This window comes from Paenibacillus sp. FSL H8-0548 (genome assembly GCF_038630985.1).
GTDB lineage: Bacteria > Bacillota > Bacilli > Paenibacillales > Paenibacillaceae > Pristimantibacillus.
This window is the reverse complement of sequence record NZ_CP152049.1, coordinates 375,205-394,588: the sequence shown is the minus strand read 5'-3', so window position 1 is coordinate 394,588 and position 19,384 is coordinate 375,205. Positions and strand designations below refer to the sequence as shown.

16 protein-coding genes are annotated in these 19,384 nt (G+C 46.0%); 5 read left to right on the top strand and 11 right to left on the bottom strand.

Annotation, left to right across the window (positions count from 1 at the left end):
* Positions 1–8: 8 nt before the first annotated feature.
* Positions 9–1,370 (bottom strand): asparaginase, encoded by a 1,362-nt coding sequence (locus tag MHI37_RS01805; RefSeq protein ID WP_076338830.1) that lies wholly within the window; start codon positions 1,368–1,370, stop codon positions 9–11.
* 454 nt (positions 1,371–1,824) lie between these two features.
* On the opposite strand from MHI37_RS01805, the gene MHI37_RS01800 reads away from it, so the two are divergent.
* Positions 1,825–2,016: a sporulation protein Cse60 gene (locus tag MHI37_RS01800; protein WP_076338831.1), complete on the top strand. Its 192-nt coding sequence runs from the start codon at positions 1,825–1,827 to the stop codon at positions 2,014–2,016.
* A gap of 346 nt (positions 2,017–2,362) precedes the next feature.
* Here the strand turns inward: MHI37_RS01800 and MHI37_RS01795 are convergent, their stop codons facing one another.
* Genes MHI37_RS01795 through MHI37_RS01780 form a run of 4 tightly spaced genes read right to left on the bottom strand, consistent with a single transcriptional unit; the run spans position 2,363 to position 8,870 of the window.
* On the bottom strand, positions 2,363–3,184 hold the full coding sequence (locus tag MHI37_RS01795; protein ID WP_076338832.1) for a class I SAM-dependent methyltransferase: 822 nt from the start codon (positions 3,182–3,184) through the stop codon (positions 2,363–2,365).
* Positions 3,185–3,222: 38 nt separating this feature from the next.
* Positions 3,223–4,689, bottom strand: coding sequence for a stalk domain-containing protein (locus MHI37_RS01790; RefSeq protein ID WP_076338833.1), 1,467 nt, complete (start codon positions 4,687–4,689; stop codon positions 3,223–3,225).
* A 27-nt stretch (positions 4,690–4,716) separates the two neighbouring features.
* Positions 4,717–7,110, bottom strand: a complete 2,394-nt coding sequence (locus tag MHI37_RS01785; protein ID WP_083676465.1) for a FecR family protein — start codon at positions 7,108–7,110, stop codon at positions 4,717–4,719.
* The gene (locus MHI37_RS01780; RefSeq protein ID WP_076338834.1) at positions 7,107–8,870 is read right to left on the bottom strand and encodes an adenylate/guanylate cyclase domain-containing protein; all 1,764 of its coding nucleotides are present in this window, start codon (positions 8,868–8,870) and stop codon (positions 7,107–7,109) included. The genes MHI37_RS01785 and MHI37_RS01780 overlap by 4 nt, the downstream gene beginning before the upstream one ends.
* Positions 8,871–9,665: 795 nt before the next feature.
* On the opposite strand from MHI37_RS01780, the gene MHI37_RS01775 reads away from it, so the two are divergent.
* Complete coding sequence (locus tag MHI37_RS01775; protein WP_076338835.1) at positions 9,666–10,088, top strand: DUF4395 domain-containing protein; 423 nt, start codon at positions 9,666–9,668, stop codon at positions 10,086–10,088.
* A 51-nt stretch (positions 10,089–10,139) separates the two neighbouring features.
* Here MHI37_RS01775 and MHI37_RS01770 read toward each other — a convergent pair whose 3' ends face one another.
* From MHI37_RS01770 to MHI37_RS01760, 3 genes are all read right to left on the bottom strand, one after another.
* Positions 10,140–11,522, bottom strand: a complete 1,383-nt coding sequence (locus MHI37_RS01770) for a HAMP domain-containing sensor histidine kinase (protein WP_076338836.1) — start codon at positions 11,520–11,522, stop codon at positions 10,140–10,142.
* Positions 11,519–12,199 carry a response regulator transcription factor gene (locus MHI37_RS01765; RefSeq protein WP_076338837.1) on the bottom strand — a complete coding sequence of 227 codons (681 nt, stop codon included), beginning with the start codon at positions 12,197–12,199 and terminating at the stop codon, positions 11,519–11,521. The genes MHI37_RS01770 and MHI37_RS01765 overlap by 4 nt, the downstream gene beginning before the upstream one ends.
* Before the next feature lie 108 nt (positions 12,200–12,307).
* Entirely contained in the window at positions 12,308–13,126 is an 819-nt protein-coding gene (locus tag MHI37_RS01760; RefSeq protein WP_076338838.1) for a protein-glutamine gamma-glutamyltransferase, read from the bottom strand.
* Between the two features lie 224 nt (positions 13,127–13,350).
* Between MHI37_RS01760 and MHI37_RS01755 the strand changes: the two genes are divergently transcribed.
* Genes MHI37_RS01755 through MHI37_RS01745 form a run of 3 tightly spaced genes read left to right on the top strand, consistent with a single transcriptional unit; the run spans position 13,351 to position 16,547 of the window.
* On the top strand, positions 13,351–13,824 hold the full coding sequence (locus MHI37_RS01755; protein WP_256710649.1) for a hypothetical protein: 474 nt from the start codon (positions 13,351–13,353) through the stop codon (positions 13,822–13,824).
* A gap of 23 nt (positions 13,825–13,847) precedes the next feature.
* On the top strand, positions 13,848–16,007 hold the full coding sequence (locus MHI37_RS01750) for an ABC transporter transmembrane domain-containing protein (RefSeq protein ID WP_076338839.1): 2,160 nt from the start codon (positions 13,848–13,850) through the stop codon (positions 16,005–16,007).
* A gap of 18 nt (positions 16,008–16,025) precedes the next feature.
* Positions 16,026–16,547, top strand: a complete 522-nt coding sequence (locus MHI37_RS01745; RefSeq protein WP_076338840.1) for a hypothetical protein — start codon at positions 16,026–16,028, stop codon at positions 16,545–16,547.
* A 333-nt stretch (positions 16,548–16,880) separates the two neighbouring features.
* Here the strand turns inward: MHI37_RS01745 and MHI37_RS01740 are convergent, their stop codons facing one another.
* The 3 genes from MHI37_RS01740 to MHI37_RS01730 all read right to left on the bottom strand — a co-directional run bounded on the left by MHI37_RS01740 (position 16,881) and on the right by MHI37_RS01730 (position 19,357).
* Positions 16,881–17,264, bottom strand: a complete 384-nt coding sequence (locus tag MHI37_RS01740; protein ID WP_076338841.1) for a GNAT family N-acetyltransferase — start codon at positions 17,262–17,264, stop codon at positions 16,881–16,883.
* 115 nt (positions 17,265–17,379) lie between these two features.
* On the bottom strand, positions 17,380–18,609 hold the full coding sequence (locus tag MHI37_RS01735) for an ABC transporter permease (RefSeq protein WP_076338842.1): 1,230 nt from the start codon (positions 18,607–18,609) through the stop codon (positions 17,380–17,382).
* Positions 18,610–18,622: 13 nt separating this feature from the next.
* Positions 18,623–19,357: an ABC transporter ATP-binding protein gene (locus MHI37_RS01730; protein ID WP_076338870.1), complete on the bottom strand. Its 735-nt coding sequence runs from the start codon at positions 19,355–19,357 to the stop codon at positions 18,623–18,625.
* Between the last annotated feature and the right edge of the window lie 27 nt (positions 19,358–19,384).

Here is a 19,384-nt window from a genome sequence, read left to right as displayed (position 1 = left end):
CCCCAAAATTATGGCGTTACTGGTGCTGCTTCAGGCGTTGGCTCTACAGTGACTGGCTCTGTAGGAGCATCCGTAGCAACAGGAATTTCAACTTCAGGGGTAGGCTCAATTACTACAGGCTCAGCGATCACCTCTTCTACAGATGTGCTCAAAACTGTATTTGCATCAACCGAAATTTCTACATCCTGTGTACCGAAAGTCGTAAACCAATCTCTAATTTTACTTACGTCATTTGTGAATGCCAGTGAAAGCAGCAGCATCATACGAGCATGAGCAGCGTTGAGGTTGTCTCCGCCAATCACATTGCCGGTTCCACCATCATAAACAGAACCTGAACCCGTTCTTGTTGTTGAAACGAATACAACACCATTTTCTGATATCGCCTTTGTACGTGCTGCGCCGAGCTTAGATGAAATACCGCCTGCGCCAGTACCTGCGGTTACAATCCCTTTCGCGCCGTCCTCTACCAATCCACGAATAGCGCCTCCGCTTGCTTCTTGATAGTTATATACGATTTCTACCATCGGTAAGCTGTCCTTGGAGATTGTTGTAAGGTCGAACGGTGATGCCCATTCCGCTGTGCCTGCTTTTAGCGCTCTTGCAGGAGCACGATAAATACGTACAGCTGGATCATCAACATAACCAAGTGCACCAAACATCGGAGCATCAAATGTATCATTGCGGTGTGCATTTGTTTTCGTCACTTCACGAGCCGCATAAATCGTATCATTCAGCATAACTACGGTACCAAACCATTTGGTTTTGGCGCTGCCTGCTACTTTAATCGCTTGATAGAGATTGGCAGGCCCGTCTGTTCCAATAACGTCCCAAGGCCTCATAGCACCTGTGACAACAACCGGTTTTTCACTGCGAACCGTCAAGTCAAGGAAGTAAGCAATCTCTTCCATCGTATCTGTTCCCGTCGTTACAACGGCGCTGTCGTAAATTTCAAGCGCTGCATCAACTGCAAGCGAGAGATCATACAATTCTTTAATCGTGTAACCACCTGAACCTTTATTGCCAAATTGATAAGTAGACACATCAGCAATTTTACCTTTATTCGGGAGCTGAGCAACCAAATCTGCCATTAAGAAAGTGCCTGCCGCGTAGTTTTGAAAATTGGTAGGATCATCATTTCTAGCTTTGCCAGCTAGCGTTCCTCCCGTTGCGACAACGATAACATTTGGGAGACTTGATGACTGATGTTCTGAGGTAAGGGCCGGAATATCAAAACTAGGAAGCTGCGGTGCCTCTTCCGCCCGAACAAAATCAGTTTTTACCAGTACTCCAACCATTGCTGCAAGCAGCGAAAGAACCAATAGCGGAATAAGAACCTTTTTTGCAAACTCGCTTTTCACCATTTGTGTCATATTTCCCACTCCTTCTATGTTATGTATTTCTCTATTCATGTTTCATAGTCTATTTCATGTTAGATAACATAACAAATTGAAAAACATTCATAAAAACGGAAACAACGCATTCTATCTCGTTATACCTTTTGTTTTCAATATAATTCTAGCTTTCTCATGATATACATATGTTAGTTTAACTTACACAATTTAACGTAAATTTCGACATAACTAACATACACATTACATAATAAAAACATATAAATTAAACTTGCATCCTTTTTATATTTACTAATAAAGAGCCCCTTTCGTTAAACCTGTATGCCAAATGATCGATTTATTTGTCATCCCGCTTAGTTATGGGCTGATGCTGGTTGACACTCACAATTCGCAAGTGCTATGGTGGACGTGAAAAGGCATTCCGCTACTTCGCGGAATGCCTGTCTGTCTAGTTGGCACGGGGGGTGAGATAAGCATGATACAGGTTAAAGAGTTTATCGATACGGATACTGTTTTTGCAGAAAAAAGAGCAAATGAATTTTTGGCAGAACTGCAGGATGACCAAATCATCAATATTTGCTACGGCTCCATGATCAAAACAGCCACATCCGGCAACACCTATCAACGCAGCACGATATTGGTTGTTTATAAACAAAACCGAGAATAGCATTTTAGAAAGCGGGTGATCCCATCATTAAGCCTCGTCAGGACAAATCAGTATCATCTTCGACGCAGGGAAATGAAGCAAAGGACATTCGAAGCATTAAAAAAGATAAGTGGGAGTGGTTTTTCCTTATTCTTTCAACCACGGCAACAATCGCAATCATTGCAGCCGCAATTAGCTACACCGTATACCTGATTATTACGTAATAAGAACGGCAGCCATGTGAGCGATATTACCGACTCATGATCAATGACACAAACACAAAGAAGCAAGCAGCCTTTGCCTAAGTACGGCGTCAGCAACTTGCTTCTTTGACTTGTCTTCTAAAGCGATATTTTCTACAAAAACACTATTTGACGCCAAGTCTCATACGGTAGCTGAACATAACCTCCAGCGTTCTACCTGCAAAATATTGTTCCACACTGCTTCGGAAGGCTTGCAGTGATTGCTCCAGTGCCGATGAGCCCAGCTTGAATACAGCTTGTATGCCGCCCTGACTAAGCGCCAAACCAATATAGCGAGCTGCATCACATTGCTCCAAATTATGAAACACAATTTCCTTCGAGAAACGGAAATGTCCGCTGTTTCGAATTTGCGTGAGATGCTGCTCCTTGTCACGCTTACTCGCTCGATCCTTTTCTGCGATATACTTGGCAATAATTTCTTCGGTCTTAGCAATGAGCTTCTCGTATTCAGCCTCCACACTCCAATGAAGCGTCGGCGGCCAGTCGCAGTCATAGGCTGCGAAAACTCCCCCCGGCTGAAGAACACGAGCAAATTCTCGCAGTGTACTAACCGGCTCCATCCAATGAAACGACTGTGAGCAGGTAACAATATCTACGCTCTCTGCGTCCAATGGCAGCTTATCAGAGTAACCCTTGACGAAGGATATACGTTCTGGCTCGGCCAATGAAGGCAGCAGCGACAGCGCTTTTCCTCTCATATCATCATTCGGCTCGAATCCAATAATTCGCTTAGCATTAGCAAGCCAGACATAGGAGGACAAGCCTGTACCGCAGCCAACATCCGCAACGAGATCTGGCGTCCTGCCTAGATAGCTTGTCAAAATAGTAATAACTGCTGTCGGCGCCTTCGGTCGATGCTGGTCGTAATCATTTTCAAATCCAGAGAATCGGTCAATATTATTTTGAAAATGGCTTCCTGAGGTCATTGCACAGCCTCCGTTCTGATTATAGGGAGCTAAGCCAGTTACAGCTCGCTACTCATAATAATAGCATTGAATTCCTCATCATGCGCAAGAAACAGTGAAGCTGCATCCGCCAAATAGTCCGCATCTACGTAAAGAGTTCCTTTCGTCAAAACGATAGTCCCTTTCGCATTCGCCTTGAGCGTAAGCTTCCAATCTTGCTTCGTTACATAGACTTCCTTCGAGGCGGCATTCCACTTTATTTCCGCTCCCCATGCCTCAAACACAGCTCTTGCCGAAAGATATGTTTTATCTCCGCTTGTGTACGGCTTCTGCCCAGCATTGAACTTAACCTGCTTGCCCTCTAGCCAAACCTGTACTTCAGCGCTTGCCGGCAACAGCTCTGTTCCTGCGATTAAATCCTCTTTCGTGACCACAGGCTTAAGCGCTCCCGGTATAACTGCCAGCACTTTTACCGTATTGTTTAACGTATCCGCAACATATAGCTTGCCTGAAATATAAAGCAAGGAGGAGGGCTGATTAAATTGTGCCTTCTCCACTTCGCCAACGGCATCGCCAGCCGTGCTTTGACCTGCTATAGTAATAACACTCCCGTCAGCTCGCACAGCCCTTATACGGTTATTGAGACTGTCCGCAACGAACAATACACCATCAGCATACGCAAGCCCGCGAGGCCGGTTGAACTTCGCCTCACCGCTCTTTCCATTGACATAGCCGCCTTCCATATAGCCCGTCAGCGCATCAACAGCCGTCGGTTTTCCAGCTATCGTCGTAACCTTCCCATCGTGTATATAACGAATCAAATGATTGCCGCTATCTGCTACGTATAATCCGCCTTTTTCGTCGAATACAAGCCCCGTTGGCTCATTAAACAAAGCTTCATCAGCGCTTCCGTCCTTATAGCCGGAGGTTCCATTACCAGCTCCTGCAAAGGTAGACGTCACACCTTCTGGCGTAATTACCCGAATGACATTATTGAGCGAATCGGCCACATATACATTATCCTTTGCATCAACTGCTAATCCCATAGGAGCATTAAAGCGCGCCTCGCCGAATTTGCCATTCTCATTTCCCGCTTCGCCATTTCCAGCAGCCGTATATACACGTTCATTCACAATTCTGCGGACAACATGGTTTTCCGTATCAGTGACATAGAGAACACCTTTACTATTAACAACGGAATAAGTAGGCTGATTAAAAGTAGAGTTGGCTGTCGTCCCGTCAAAATATCCCGTCTTTGTTTGTGCTGTAACAGGCGTAAGCTTCCCGTCCTGCCACTTGCTGATTTGATTGCTGCCAGAGCCTATCACATAAATGCCGCCATCCGGCGCAGCAGTCAGCCCCCAGGGCTGACTAACTTTCTCGATGACTTTAGCAATCGCGGCTTCACTCGTCTGATCCGTTATAGCTGCCACATTTTCCGTCGCTGCATAGGCCGCCCCGTTAAGTGCCACTAGTGCTGTCGCAAGTGCCGTGCTTACTGCCAATATCCGAATTTTATTTTTCATTTGAATGCTCCTTTCTTTTTTTAAATATTAGCCTGGTCCAGGTCCCACAAATATTTCTATTGTATCTATTGGTTCACCTATTGAATCATCATTGTCCGTAATAGACAATCTGATGTAATGATATCCCTGTAATGTATTAAAAAACGCTCCCTTAAGTCTCATTTTTACAACAGGCCCCACTCCCAGCAGCTCATACGCCTCGCTCGGTAATGGTTGGTCTTCATTACATTCCTCATCAACACAGTTATACATATGCTCAGAGATCTTAACTTCCCCTATAGCATAACCCTGAGTATAAATGAGAAGCTCTTTGTCCGTGAAATTTGAAGGCATATATTCAAATTCTATATAACTAGGAGAAGCATCAGCCACATTGGTAAAATAGAATACTTGATCCTCCATTTGTACATTATTAGTGCGTAAGTTAGATACTGTATCCCCTTTAACATAGATATCAACATATGAGCCATATTCTAAGGGATCTACAAGTTTAACAATCAACTGTGTGCGGTCTTCCGAATTGACTACTGTATTCCCAAGGTCAACAGCTTTGGGCAGACACTGCTCACCTTCCGACCCTTCCTCACCCTCTCCAAAATCCCAACTACAGGCATTTACATGTATAATCTCCGAAATAGCATCTGAAGTCAGCACAATTTCAGTCGTAAATGGAAGCACGATTGTAGACTTGTCAGTCATATAAACCGGCTTTAAATCGTCTGCCCAAGGAGCCGCATTAGCCCAGACAATAATATCGATTTCCAGAAAGCCTTCAACTGGTTCAGCGTTAGCATCAATTAATGAAATACTTAATTTATAGGTTCCGGGACCTAAATAATCATCGGCAAAATAAGATGGCATAAGCTTCACACTTGCAAGATTATACGATGTAATACTGAACATTAATGCGTCACTCGGGATATTTCTTTCCATTGGATAACAAAACGCTTCATCATCAGAGCAAACTCTAGTGACAATTATATTCGGAAAATAACCCCCGTCGGATTCTATCGGGAGATTATATCCTAAATTAGGAAATTCTATTTCTTGCGCATGCTGTTCATCCCTGTCCATGAAAATAAATTCAAGCGGAGGATGGTCATAGTTGTACTTAAAAACAAATGTGATAACCTGAGCTTCATCTTGAATATCATTGGTCTCAGCATTTTTGAATTGGTCGCCTTGAACTGTCATACGAATACTTGACCCGTATGGTACAGCTTCTGAGAGTTCGATGATTAATTGATCAGCATTATTAGGAACAACATCGACGCCCTCAATCCACTCGGTACGATCAACGAAGTCTCCGGCCCCAGACTCGTCTATCTCAAATGCTACAATTTGAGACGGAATATTAGGTTCCGACCCGTTATACATAAGCTCCGTAGTAAACGGCAGAATAAACTTTTTGTCATTAATCATATACGAATAAGGCTGAGCATAAAAACCTGATACGTCTAATACAGGCGGCACCGGTGTTGGTGTCGGCGCTTCTGATGGTGTTGGTGTTGGTGTTGGTGTTGGTGTTGGTGTTGGTGTTGGTGTTGGTGTCGGTGTCGGTGTTGCTGTTGCTGTTGGTGTTGGTGTTGCTGTTGGCACTGGAGGCACTACACTTCCGCCGCCACCGGATGAGCCTGTTTTATCCTCATAAACAATCGTAGAGTCCGCATTTTGGCCTCCATTATTTGTAGAAGCATCCGCTGCTTCCTCTTGTTTTTTCTTTTCGATTAATTGCTTGACCTGTTCGATAAGTGCTTTGTTTGCCGCAGCATTCTGCTCAAGCAGCTGCACATACTGCTCTAGGCCAATGAGCGGAAGATCACGATAATCCAGCTTCTCTTTTTCACCTGTCCCCGATGCATCTAATTGCAGCTGCTCATCCGGATTTACAATCGTTTCGTCAGACAAACCTTGTCCATGCTTAGTTTTAACAGCGCCTTCGAACACGCCTAGATAGCTCTCTTCGTCCTCATATTGGACGGTAAACTGAGTGCCCATTACGCCCATAATTGCTGTAGGAGTTTCGATTTCAAATCTAGAGTCGCCATCAAGCTTTTTCTTAATAGAAATGACCACTTTCCCCTTCAATAAGCTGAGACTTGTCTTGCCGCCGAGCGCCTTCGCACTCTTGACAAGCTGGCTGACAACAAGTGTCGTATTGGTGCCTATCGTCACCTCTTTATCACTGTCCAGCTCCAGAGTAATCTTGCCATCACTGCCAGTTATAATCGTATCGCCCTGCGTAATAGCCATTCCTTTAAACGCGTTAAACTTTTTAGAGCCGCCATTCTTCTTCACTTCAGCTTTACCGGAAACAGTGGTAATCTTCCCCGCCTTATCCGTATCCTTCGCAAAAACCGATGCAGGCAGGATGAGCGCCATTACGAGCAGAGACACCAAAAACAGCTTTAATGTTTTCATTGCAATCCCTCCAATTCATAAATGATAATGCCCTGTTCTTTACCTTTGACCTTGATTTCACCCAGCGGATTAACCTTAACCCTGTTCTTAACAGCCTGATAAACCACATCACTCAAAATAATCTGCCCTGGCTTCGCATTGCTCTCCAGCCGCGCTGCCGTATTGACCGTGTCCCCAATGGCGGTGTAGTCCATTCTGCTCTTCGAGCCAATATTGCCGAAAACAGCAGGGCCTGTATGAATCCCCAAACCAAACTTCACACCAAATCCAAAACGTTCAATCAGCTTGCGCTCCAGCGCAGCCGAACCTTCCTTCATCGCCCATGCCGCTTCTACAGCTCGCATAGGATGATCCTCCAGAAGCAGCGGTGCGTTAAAGATGGCCATAGCCGCATCACCAATGAACTTATCCAGCGTTCCATCAAATTTAAAGATGCAGTTGGCCGCAAGATCGAGATATTCATTTAATATTTCTACGATTTCCTCCGGCTCTGCCTTCTCTGAGAGAGGCGTAAAACCGCGAATATCGACAAACAATACGGTCAACTCTCGACGCGTTCCGCCAAGCTTCAATCCTTCTTCGCCATTTTTCAAAATTTGGTTAACTACCTCTGGCGCAACGTATCTCCCAAAAATATCGGTTACTCTTCGCCTTTCAAACAGCTCCTCCACATAATGAAAACCTACGACGACAATACAGCTAACAATGAGCAGCGGCACAACGTAACCTATAGAGACAATGACCCCTTGCCTATACAGGTAACCGCCTCCAATAACGAATGCCGCGATAAGCACGGCAACCGATACAAAGGAAAACAGCATATTCCACTTTCGGAACAGGAAGTAAGCGAGCGCGGCTGCAATTAGCAGAATAAACGCATTCCATTTCCAATCAAGCTCATGCTTAAAATTTCCTTCGAGCAGCGCTTGAATAATATTCGCATGTATTTCTACTCCATACATAGGACTCTTCACCTGCAGCGGTGTCGGATAATCATCCTTAAACCCTGTAGCATACGGACCAATTAAAACAATTCGATCCTCAAAATAGTCCGCAGGAACATCGCCGCTGAGCACAGCCGAGTACGGAATCGCCTCATACTGAAAAGGCCGCCCTGTATAAGGAATATGGAAGCGCCCAAAGTCATCGAGCGGTAGCATATCTGCATTTGCGGTCTCGCCCATTCTTTCCTTGTACATCTTATAGACAACCCACGAAAAGCTCTCTATTTGCTTTCCCTGATCCATGAAGCTATACAAGGAATTCCGTACAACCCGGTCACGATCGGGAATCGTGTTAATATGTCCTACCGTTGCAGCTGCCGCTTTCAGCTCTGGGTAAGGCTCAGACATTTGAATCGCTTCAATCGCCCCCCGCTCGGCAGAGGAAGCAAAGGTTCCATATACCGGCATGACGACATTGCCCGCATTTCTCACTGCGGCGATCAACGCTTCATCTGATGAGGTATCATCTGCCGAAGGAGCAGGGAACGTTACGTCAAATGCAATAACCGCCGGCTTCCCTTCCGCAAGCGTGTCGACAAGCATCGCATGAACATTGCGATTCCAAGGCCAGCTGCCATATTCATTGACACTCTCGTCATCAATAGCGATTATAGCAATCCTCGTATCTATGCTGCCTTCCTTCTGCATAAACCGATCCTGGAAGAAATAGTCCATCGTATCCAGAGTTCCTCTATACATAAAGAAGACAGAGAGCGCAGTTAATAGGGCAATAATATGTACCAGCTTTAGCTTCATAGCTTCCTCCTACCTATTTTCTTTGGCAGCACTATATCAGAGAGTCCCCTAAGCATAACGATTCCTGTAAGACTCTCGTATTCATCTACCTCATTATTGGAAAAATTAGTTCTTTAGTTATACGAATCTATTATATATGAAAAGCCCATTAAATAGTAATTTGTTATAGCTTATCTAAACATTAAATGTACTGCCTAATAAACGCATATTCCCTCTACGTCTGACAACTGCGTGTAGAACCAGATTTGTTTCGAAAATTGGATATTCAACAAAGACAGATTTTCGGAAATTAGTTTTTTAGCAATATAGTCAGCTTACTTTAGCTTTCTTTCTGCGGTTATTAGGTTGGGCGTGCTAGTTGGATTAATTCATTTATGAAATAGCGCTGTAGACCGATGCTACGCTGCAGTTTGTACAACGTAATCGACTTTACTAGCCTGATCCGACACGTACAGTGCAGTTTCTGCAATAGAATGCCTAGCTTAGGGCGATATTCGTTGGTTTGGAGCTCATTCTACTGCAGAATTACAATGTAGCCGCCTGAAACGGTTCTCATGTGAGGTTTCTATTGTACGAAGTGCAGTGTAGGCCAATTCTCCTTAAACTAGCGGGGACTTTAGTGCATGATATAACGCATTTAAGGTCGTACGCAGCTAACGATGCTGCAAGATTAGCTGTGCATTGGAGTTTAGTCTATAAGTTGAACTTAAATAATGATCGATTAGCTGTTGCCAAAACGGGTATTTTTCAATAGTATTAAATTATTAAATACCACTTGGGAAAGTTGGTTTTTGTATGAAGGAAATTCCTATTCCATACGTCCGCGCCAATCAGACCGGCATAGTCACCGTGCTTCTCATTGCAATAGTACTGCAGCTGCCTTGGCTAATTGCAGCATTGTGGGTCATTCAAGCAGCTGGACTACTCTTTGGTCCAAAAGCTAATTTGTTTATTCGCATTGCCCGTCCGCTGCTCACTCGTTATATTGCTTCATCCCAGACGGAAGCAGCCGAGCTGCAGCGCTTCAACAATTCACTCGGTGTAGGCTTCCTCACCTTTTCATTGCTGAGCTTCGCATTCGGCTGGTCCATTGCAGGCTATATATTTGCAGGCATGATGGGTGCTGCTGCTCTCTCCGCTATTCTTGGCTATTGCATTGGCTGCACACTTTATTTTCAATACAAGCAATTTCGCGCTCGGAGCTTAAACCGGGATTAAATACTCTCTTCCAGCCAAAGAGCGGAGCAATCCGCTCCACCTGCTGCCTCGTTATGATGACAATCGCGGCATTGTCACCTGGACCGTCGTACCGGCGCCAGGCTGGCTCTGTATCGTAATGCATCCTTGATGCAGAGATACTAGCTTCTGCACAATTGAAAGACCCAGCCCGCTGCCAGTCGACGCATGATCTCTGGCCTTATTCGCTTTATAGAAACGATCGAAAATAAACAAAAGCTCATCCTCAGCTATGCCAATCCCCATATCGCGTATTTCAACAACAATCTCCTCTGTATTTGTGATCGCAATGCTGATAACCTGGCCCGCATTGGAAAATTTTATACTGTTGGTGATGAGGTTCAGCCATACCTCATAAAGCAGCTGTTGATCAGCAACGATGACCGTATCCGGCAGCTCCAGCTCTAATTGCAGCCCCTTCTCCGTCCACTGCCACTCAAGCGCAATCAAAACCTCGCGAATCTGCTCATCAAGGCGATACGTTGTTTTATGGAGCGGCGGATGATCCTTGTCCAGCACCGCGAGCTTCAGGAGCTGCTTGCTGAGCCCGGAGAGACGCCCGCTCTCCTTCTCGATGATAGTCAAGTAGTTCTCCCGCTGCTCTTCAGTCGTCTCCTTGTCACGTGCTGCCCTTGCAAGGCCCTGCATTGACGTTAGCGGTGTCTGAAATTCATGCGAGACGTTGGCGACAAAATCCTGCCGCACCTGATCCAGCTGTTTGATCGCTTTAGTCATTACAGAGAAATTACGTGCCAGCTCGCCAATTTCATCCTTCCTAGACAGCTGCAGCGATGCATGAAATTCACCGACAACCATTTGCTTTGTCGCTTTCGTCAGCTGATTAATCGGCTTGACAATTAGCCGCGACAGAATGACGATAAACAGCAGGCTAATCAAAAACGTATAACCAATTAATATGGCTGCAATAACGCGGACCTCACCAATTTGCTGCTGGAGATCAGGGCGAATAAACCATGCCTCCACACCGTTTGGCGTTTGAACGGGCAAGCCTGCCGTATTCAGAACACTGTTTTTGAAATAGGAAAACAGCTGCAGCCGGTTTTTCTGCTCCTCCATGCCTAAATAAGCAATGCCATTCTGTACGGACTGAATTTGCTGCTCCGTCAGCTGTCCATGCTTAAAGGGCGAGCCGTAGGCTTGTCCTTCTCCATTCGCGCCTGCTCTATAAATTTGGAAGCCTAGCGCCGCAATATGTGTCAAATACGCATTCAAATCCATTTCCGGATTTTGCTCATATTGCTCCTGAATATTGGTTGCAATATCGAGCATCGTTTGCTCATTTCCCGACTGCTGCTTATTTTGATAATACAGGCTTGTTACGATTAAACCGAGGACCCCGCTTGCCATAGCGACTATTACGAACGTGAAAACAATGCGAACATATAATGACTTCATCCCTCATGTACCTCCAGCTTATAGCCGAGTCCCCGAATCGTCTTAATCGTAAAATCATCCTGACGATCAGCAAAGCGCTCCCGCAGCCGCTTAATATGAACATCAACCGTACGGCTGTCCCCTTTAAAATCCGAGCTCCAAATCAGCTGAATCAGCTGCTCTCTCGTATAAATACGGCCAGGGTGGCTCGCCAATTGCGACAATAGCTCAAATTCCCGCAGCGGCAGCGTAAGCAGCTCGTCCCCCACCGTAATTTCATATCCTCTGCGATCAATCATAATGCTGCCTAGCTGAATCACCTCGGAGGATACTAGCCGATATCGGCGCAGCAATGCCTTCATACGAAACAAAAGCTCCTTTGGCTCGAAGGGCTTGACCAAATAATCGTCCGTTCCCGCATCAAACCCTTTCTCCTTATCCTCCATCTCTCCTCTGGCCGTGAGCATAATGACTGGAATATCATAATGCTGCCTGATTTCCTGACAAAGCTCGAAGCCGTCCTTGCCGGGCATCATAACATCAACAACAGCCAAATGAACCTGTTCATTTTCCAATAGATTAGAGGCTGCCTGTCCGTTTTCTGCTTCTAGCACAACATAGCCCTCCTTCCGCAGCACGAAGCGCAGCAGCTCTCGAATAGAGGGATCATCATCTACAATTAGCACATGCATTCTCATCGTCTTATTTTAGTCCTCCTATGGATAAAAGAAACACCGGTATGGTTAGCCATTATGCCCACGCTACAGGTGCTTCTCTGCTCAGCTTACCAATTATCATAATACTTATTAGATGAGAAAGGTACTTTCCCCCACACTGCCTGCAATTCCAATCCTCTCGTAATCCCTCTGCCCCGCTGGAATAACGTCATTCACTGAAAGCCTGCGCAAGTATTCGAAGTCAGGATGAACGACCAAATCCTGCAGATAAGCTGAAATCGTGCTTCCTCTTCTCCTCATTCGATTCAGTGCAGCAATAATATCCTGCCCCGACTCAATGCCGATTCCGTGCCCAAAATATAAATTGTCATCGAGCATAATCACATTTTCTCCCTGCCACTCCGGTGTTTCCGGATCATGGTCGGGGTTTTTAAAGTAAAGCACATCACCTGGATAGGCTTCGTTTTTATTGTAAGTCGTAATTAAGCTCAAATCACGGTCATATTGCCAATCCCTCAAAAACAGGTTTTGAAAATACGCGTTGAACACCGCTTCGCCTACCGTTTCGAGTACTGCTTTATATAAAATAATAATAATAGCGCCTGCACATTCGAAACCATACAAATGACCATTTTCAAAAATATCGGTTATACCTACAGAAGGCAGCACGCCCCCCCTGAGCTGGAAGCCTCCATTTGCTGTGCGAATCCAATACTTCTCATTGCATTTGGACCCCTCAAACGTTGCAAAGTTGGCTCCGCCCGCATAAAGAGCCTTGGCCGCCTCGATAATATGCGTACGCATCTTCATCTCAAACACTAGCGCGTCGACTGACGGATAGCGATAGACGACCTGGCTTCTCCGCTTAGCTTGCAGTATCCTTCTTTCCAGTTCTGACAGCGTTAGCGGGTTAAGCTCAAACGTAGGACTATCCGAAACAAGTATCACTGTCGTTCTCCTCCATTTCATCGATTTCCTATTGGGTTATTGTACGTGTAAAAGAAAAATTTGTGATCAAAGTTTAAGCAAACCGTATACTATCCACGATTTCATCCATCTTCTGTTCATCAGCAGACCATGTTATAATTTGTCGATATCACTCAGGAAAGGTAAATATGCCCATGAGCTGCTATTTCACGATATGCTCCACCGCTAAATCCCAAGAGATTTATATGCAATTTTTGCTAGAGAACTATGACGCCTTAAATTTGCCCTATTCCTTTCCTGTTGCCCTAAGCTATATCTCAAGCCCTGTATTAATGGGAGAGGAATGTATTCTCATTAGAGATTCCAATGACGAGGCAGCAGGCGCGCTTGGATTTATTCGCGGAACAGGAGCGCAGAGCTATGAGGATCAGCACATACTACAAATTCAAACGGTTTTTCTAAAAGAACACTTTCGGAGCAGCCGACTCTTTCTGCAAGCATCGCAGTTTCTCGCTCAGCATTTGGCCCAGCTAAAGCATCCCGTGACTGAGCTTCGTTTCTGGATACCGGCACAGCCGCGCCTTCAAAGGCTATGCGGCAAGCTCGCTCAGAAAACCGCAATTCAAGAAACCGTTCACGGCATAATAGAGGAATATCGGATGGATTTCGCCGACTGGCATGCATCCATGCAGAAATATCCCCATGAACTATACTTTTAAGCTCAGGAGGAGCAAACGAACTTATGGCCTTTACTGTCATCAGGCAATTAATCGGTTATATGCGTGCTTATAAGCCGCTGGCTGCCTTATTCTTTGTCACCCTATTTCTCGATCTACTCTTCATATCTCTAGCACCTTTAAGCTTTCAGGTTCTCATCGACAAGGCTATTACTCCGAAGGACATGAATGCATTCACTCTCATCCTATTCATTATTGGAATTAGCGGAGTGATCTGTGTCAGCGCCGGTGTTCTGAGCGATTATGCACTCTCCAAGCTGATTGCACGTATTCAAAAGGATTTGCGAATGAAGCTGTTTCAGCACATGCAGCAGGTCAATATGGGCTTCTTTCAAAAAACGCGTTCAAGCGAGCTGCTCTCTCATTTCACCGTCGACCTGCCTGCGATTGAATATGCAATGAGCGCTTTACTGACAGTCGGCATCCAGTCGGCAGCCGTCGTAACAATTAGTACAATTGTTTTATTTTATTTGCAATGGAAAATGGCACTTGTTATTCTGCTTGGGGCTGCCTTTGTTTTTATTGGACCCTATCTGCTTAGCCGCCGTGCGCAAGCGATTAACTCAAGCCACAAGGAACAGCTGGACCTGATGACCGGAGATGTGCAGGAAACACTCAAAGCGCAAAAGGTGATTAAAGGCTTTAACCTTCAGCAGGCGATGACTGAAAAATTTGCTGATCGATTGCAAACGATGTTCCATATTCATTACCGTAAAAATATTATGGCCGCTCAGCTTGAACGATTGCCGATGGTCAGCCTGCTGGTCGTCAATATGACCATTATCGCTATCGGATCTTATCTGGCGCTGCACGAATATATTACACTCGGTGCGTTGGTTGCTTTCTTCACGATGTATACGTCTATGGGAAATTCAGTATTTAATTTAACCTTTACCATACCCGCATTTACCGATGCTTCGGTAAGTATAGAGCGAATGAATCGGCTGCTGAATGCGCCCAAGGAAGCAACGGGAAGCCTGCCTTTGGCGAGGGCAAAAAATCAGCTTCCTGATCTTCGTTTCTCCGACGTTTCCTTCAGCTACAACGAGGAACGGGAAACGCTGAAAAAAATCAATCTGCACATCGCTGCAGGAACTACCGCCGCATTCGTAGGCTCCAGCGGCTCCGGCAAAAGCACGCTCATCCAGCTTGTGCTCGGATTTTATGAACCGAGTGCGGGACAACTGGAAATAAACGGCCAGCCCATGCAGGACATCAGCCGCGGCTCCATTCGTGATCAGCTTGGCGTCGTCTTTCAGGAAAATTTTCTTTTTCGCGGAACGATAATCGAAAATATTCGAATCAGCAAGCCCGAGGCGACCAAGAAAGAAATTATTAAGGCAGCCGAGCAAGCGGAGATTCATTCCTACATTATGTCACTGCCCGATGGCTACGACACGCTCGTGATGGACGATGGCTCAAACTTCTCTGGCGGACAGCGGCAGAGGCTAGCCATTGCCCGCGCAATATTGAGAAATCCACCAATGCTGCTGCTGGACGAGGCGACCTCTGCGCTTGACCCCATCTCTGAAGCATCGATTAACGAAACGTTTAATGAGCTCGCGCCCAATCGTACAGTCATTACCGTTACCCATCGTCTCGCCTCTATCGTGGAAGCGGACTGTATATTTGTGTTCGACAAGGGCGAGCTTGTGGATAGCGGCACTCACCAGCATATGCTGAGCACCGACGGTTATTATAAGCAGCTATGGGACAAGCAGCATGGCATTTCGGTATCTGAAAACGGACAAGAGGCCGATATTGACGAGGAAAGACTAGCGAAGCTTCCGTTTTTCGAAGGTGTCGACCGCAGCATTTTGCAAGAAATCCGAAGTCTATTCAACACCGAAACGTTTGCTCCCGGCCAATCGATCATTCAAGAGGGAGAGCAGGGCGAGAAGTTTTACTTCATTGCCCGCGGCCGTGTAGAGGTTTCCCGCCGAGATGCCAACACTGATACCGGAGTGCATCGTCTGGCTGTTCTTGGAGATGGTGATTATTTTGGAGAGATTGCCCTAATGAATAACGTGCCTCGTACAGCCGATGTAACCGCCATTACAGCCTGTACGTTTCTTACGCTTCAGCGGAAAGGCCTTCATTATGTACTGTCCAAGCATCCTGAGCTTGATGAGCGCGTGAGGCAAACCTTAAAGGACAGAAAATAGGAGGAGGCTCGCTAATCGATGCTTGCACACTATCAAATATGTCAAAGCGGCACGGACTTTGCCGAATATACGTTGTTTTTTATCAAGCATCGCGCCGATTTCAAGAGACAGTTCTCCCTTTCAGATACGCTATTGCATATTTTGCAAGCTTCAGCAGACGACAAGATCATGTTGATTAAAAGTCCGCAAAACGAAACCATCGGCTGGGTACATTTCAAATATCTAGCCTCCAGCTATGAGTCCGATCCTCAGGGAGAGATTGCTTTTGTCGATTCCGTCATTATAGACAACGCCTACCGAAGCAGCCGCTTGTTCATAGAAGGCTTCCGTCATTTGATCAGCCATATTGCTGAAGAAAATAAACAGGTGAAACAATTCGAATTCCATTGCTTGGCGAGCCAACCCTACTTAAATCGACTCTATTCCAAGTTTGCGACGCTCAAAGCTCAAAGAGAATGCGATGACGAACTAGAAAATATTTATTTGGCCGACTTCCTTCAACTGCAGCTCTACTTAAATACAACAAAAAGTTACAATTGACGCCACTTTCTTCCATATGCTATGTTGGCCCTATTAACTAGTAAAAGGAGGCCTAGCAATGGTACCCCCAAAACCTACGATTACTAAAGACACCAAGGGCAGTGGATTCGGTAAGTTCTCTGACCTGCTCAAGCTGAATGAGCAATCTCGTTTGAATGCTGCTGCCAAATAGTGCTTAAAGCAGGCAAGGTGAAACGGCTGTCGCCGTCCTTATGGCGATGGCGCGTTTCATTCCGGAGAAATATAGAGAAAGTATGGTGAAATGATATACTTTCCTATATTTCAAAGAAGAGAGCCGCAGACCAACAGGTCCACGGCTCTCTTCTTTGTCATTTATTTAGGCGAATTTCCGCTGGCAGAGCCTGCGCCGCCAGAGCTGTATTGATCCGAGTATTCTGTGCCGCTCTTCTCCCAAACATCCTCATAGGCAGGATAACGTTTGAACTGGGCGAGCGCGTAGGAGCAGGAGGGAATAATCTTCCTTCCCTTCTCTCTAGCCTCTTCCACTACAAAATCCAGCAGCTGTTTCGCCAAGTTTTGACCGCGATATGCTCCGTCGACAAACGTATGATCGATGACCCAAGTGTCGACGTCAACCATAGCGTAGGTGATCTCTCCGATGGTGCCCTTTGTTGTCGTTAAAATGTAGCTGTTTCCTTGTTTTTTCGCCAAAATCTCCTCTTCTACTGCACCATACAAATCCCGATCTGTACTCATATTCACTTGCACCTCCGAGAATGTTTTTGTTAATTCTCTGTTTTCGGTCAAGCATCTGCCCTAGGATTAATTACCCCGAAATGGCGGCGGTGAATCTATTTGATTTCTTTTCCTTTCAAATGGAGACCGGACGTACGGCGGTTCTACTAATAAAGCCCCACACCACAAAGCAGAGGATAGCCGCTGGTACAACCGCCCATAATCCAAGCAGCTTATAGCCTGCAATAGACGACCAAATGAGCATCGGCAGCAGCAGCAGCCAGAATCGCGATAGAACCGCTCCTCTCTGAGCATCATGATCCGTCCAAGGGAACTGGGTTAAAAATTCTTCACCAAACCACTGCTTCCACTGCAGCTGCAGCCATGTAGAGCCGATGATCGTCAAAGCAATGACTAAGAACAGTGCAATTGGGCCAGGCACAAGCGTTACCGCATACGTAGTTGCAAAAATAAAGCTAATCCAGACACGTATATGCGTCATGCCTCGCAAAAAAGCTTTTATTCGCATTTCCGCAAGCATCGTCCCTGCATCTGATTTACGAAAGATACGTTGTGAACGACGGAAAAATATCGGTCGCTTAATCCGGATCATCGGCTTTGATTCAACGACCTGACTCATTAGCAGCTCCGTGCTGCGCAGCCGTGCTTGGCTTTCTGCTTTCACCTCTGCTTCAAAGTTGATTTTGAATTTCAAGCTGACCCGCAGCACTAGAAGCATAACGATTACTCCAATACTAAGCACGATGCCCAGCATGGTTGCATTTTTGGCCCAGGCTAGCATTGGAATTAAATAAACAGCAACAAATAACAACAAGCAAGCAGCATCTATTGCCGTTTTGCGCCAGCCCCTCATCCAGCCGTTCATCATCTGTATGCTGACAGCCAAAATCATCCCGATAACAATCGTATAGCTATAAGCCATCACCAGCTGAAGCCAAGACAACCCTTCGACCTTTATTAGAAAAGGCACTAGCAGGCTAAAAGGCAGCCCGATTACGACAAGCTTAGCAGCTAACGTATAAGCTATACCATGTCGCTTTAACGATTGCAGCCACTCTGGCTTTTGCAAAAGAAACAATCGATCGGCTTCATCTACAAATATACGGATCTGTCCAAAAAATAAAATAATAAGCAGCAAAATAGGGTACAACGTAGTCCAAGGAAAATTCATAGCCCATAACGGCATTTCCAGCATAGCCTCACGGTAGAGACCGCCACCTATGAATAGACCCGGGATAAGCAAATACAGCCATACCGTCCAATCCAGCACGCTCGTCCAAGCGCGAAGCTGCTCCTTTCGGTTCCGCTTCAGCCGAATCCAAAATAATTGCCTGGGAGTAATCATCTGCCTCCACCTCCTAAGTCAATGCGTGAAAGCAATCAAATAATGTCGCGTCCTCTGCGCAGCCCGCAGCGGCTCTTACCTGATCCAATGAGCCCCGGGCAACCACCGATCCGCTATTAATAAGGACGAAGCCGCTGCAAATTCGCTCTGCGGTGTCCAAAACATGTGTAGACATCAGTACGCCTGCGCCTCGCTCCCGTTCACCCTCCAGCAGCCTCAGGAAATCTGCTGTTGCCCGCGGGTCCAGACCAACGAACGGCTCATCCACAATATAAATATCCGGCTCCAGCAGAAACGCAATAATAAGCATTAGCTTCTGCTGCATGCCCTTGGAGAAATGAGTCGGGTAATGATGCTTCTCCTCTGTCAGCCGAAATCGCTCCAACAGCTCTTCTGCCTTCGGACCGAACTGGCGCTCGTCCATGCCAAAGACCGATGCTGCCAAGTGCAAATGCTCCCATAATGTAAAATATTCATAGAAGACCGGCTGCTCCGGGACATAGGCATACCGTTTATTTTGACCACCGAGCTCAATTTCACCATTTACATGCGCCATCAATCCAAGAATTGTTTTAATCGTCGTGCTTTTCCCCGCTCCGTTAGGCCCAATTAAGCCAATTAGCTGACCTGGCGCAACCTCCAGCCCAATTTGACGAATGACCGGCTTTTCCTCATCATAGCCAGCCTCTCTTATCGCTACGCGAAGGACGTAATCCTGCATGCTTATATACTCGCTCTGCTTATTCATCATTTCGGGGCCGCCCTTTCTTGCCTG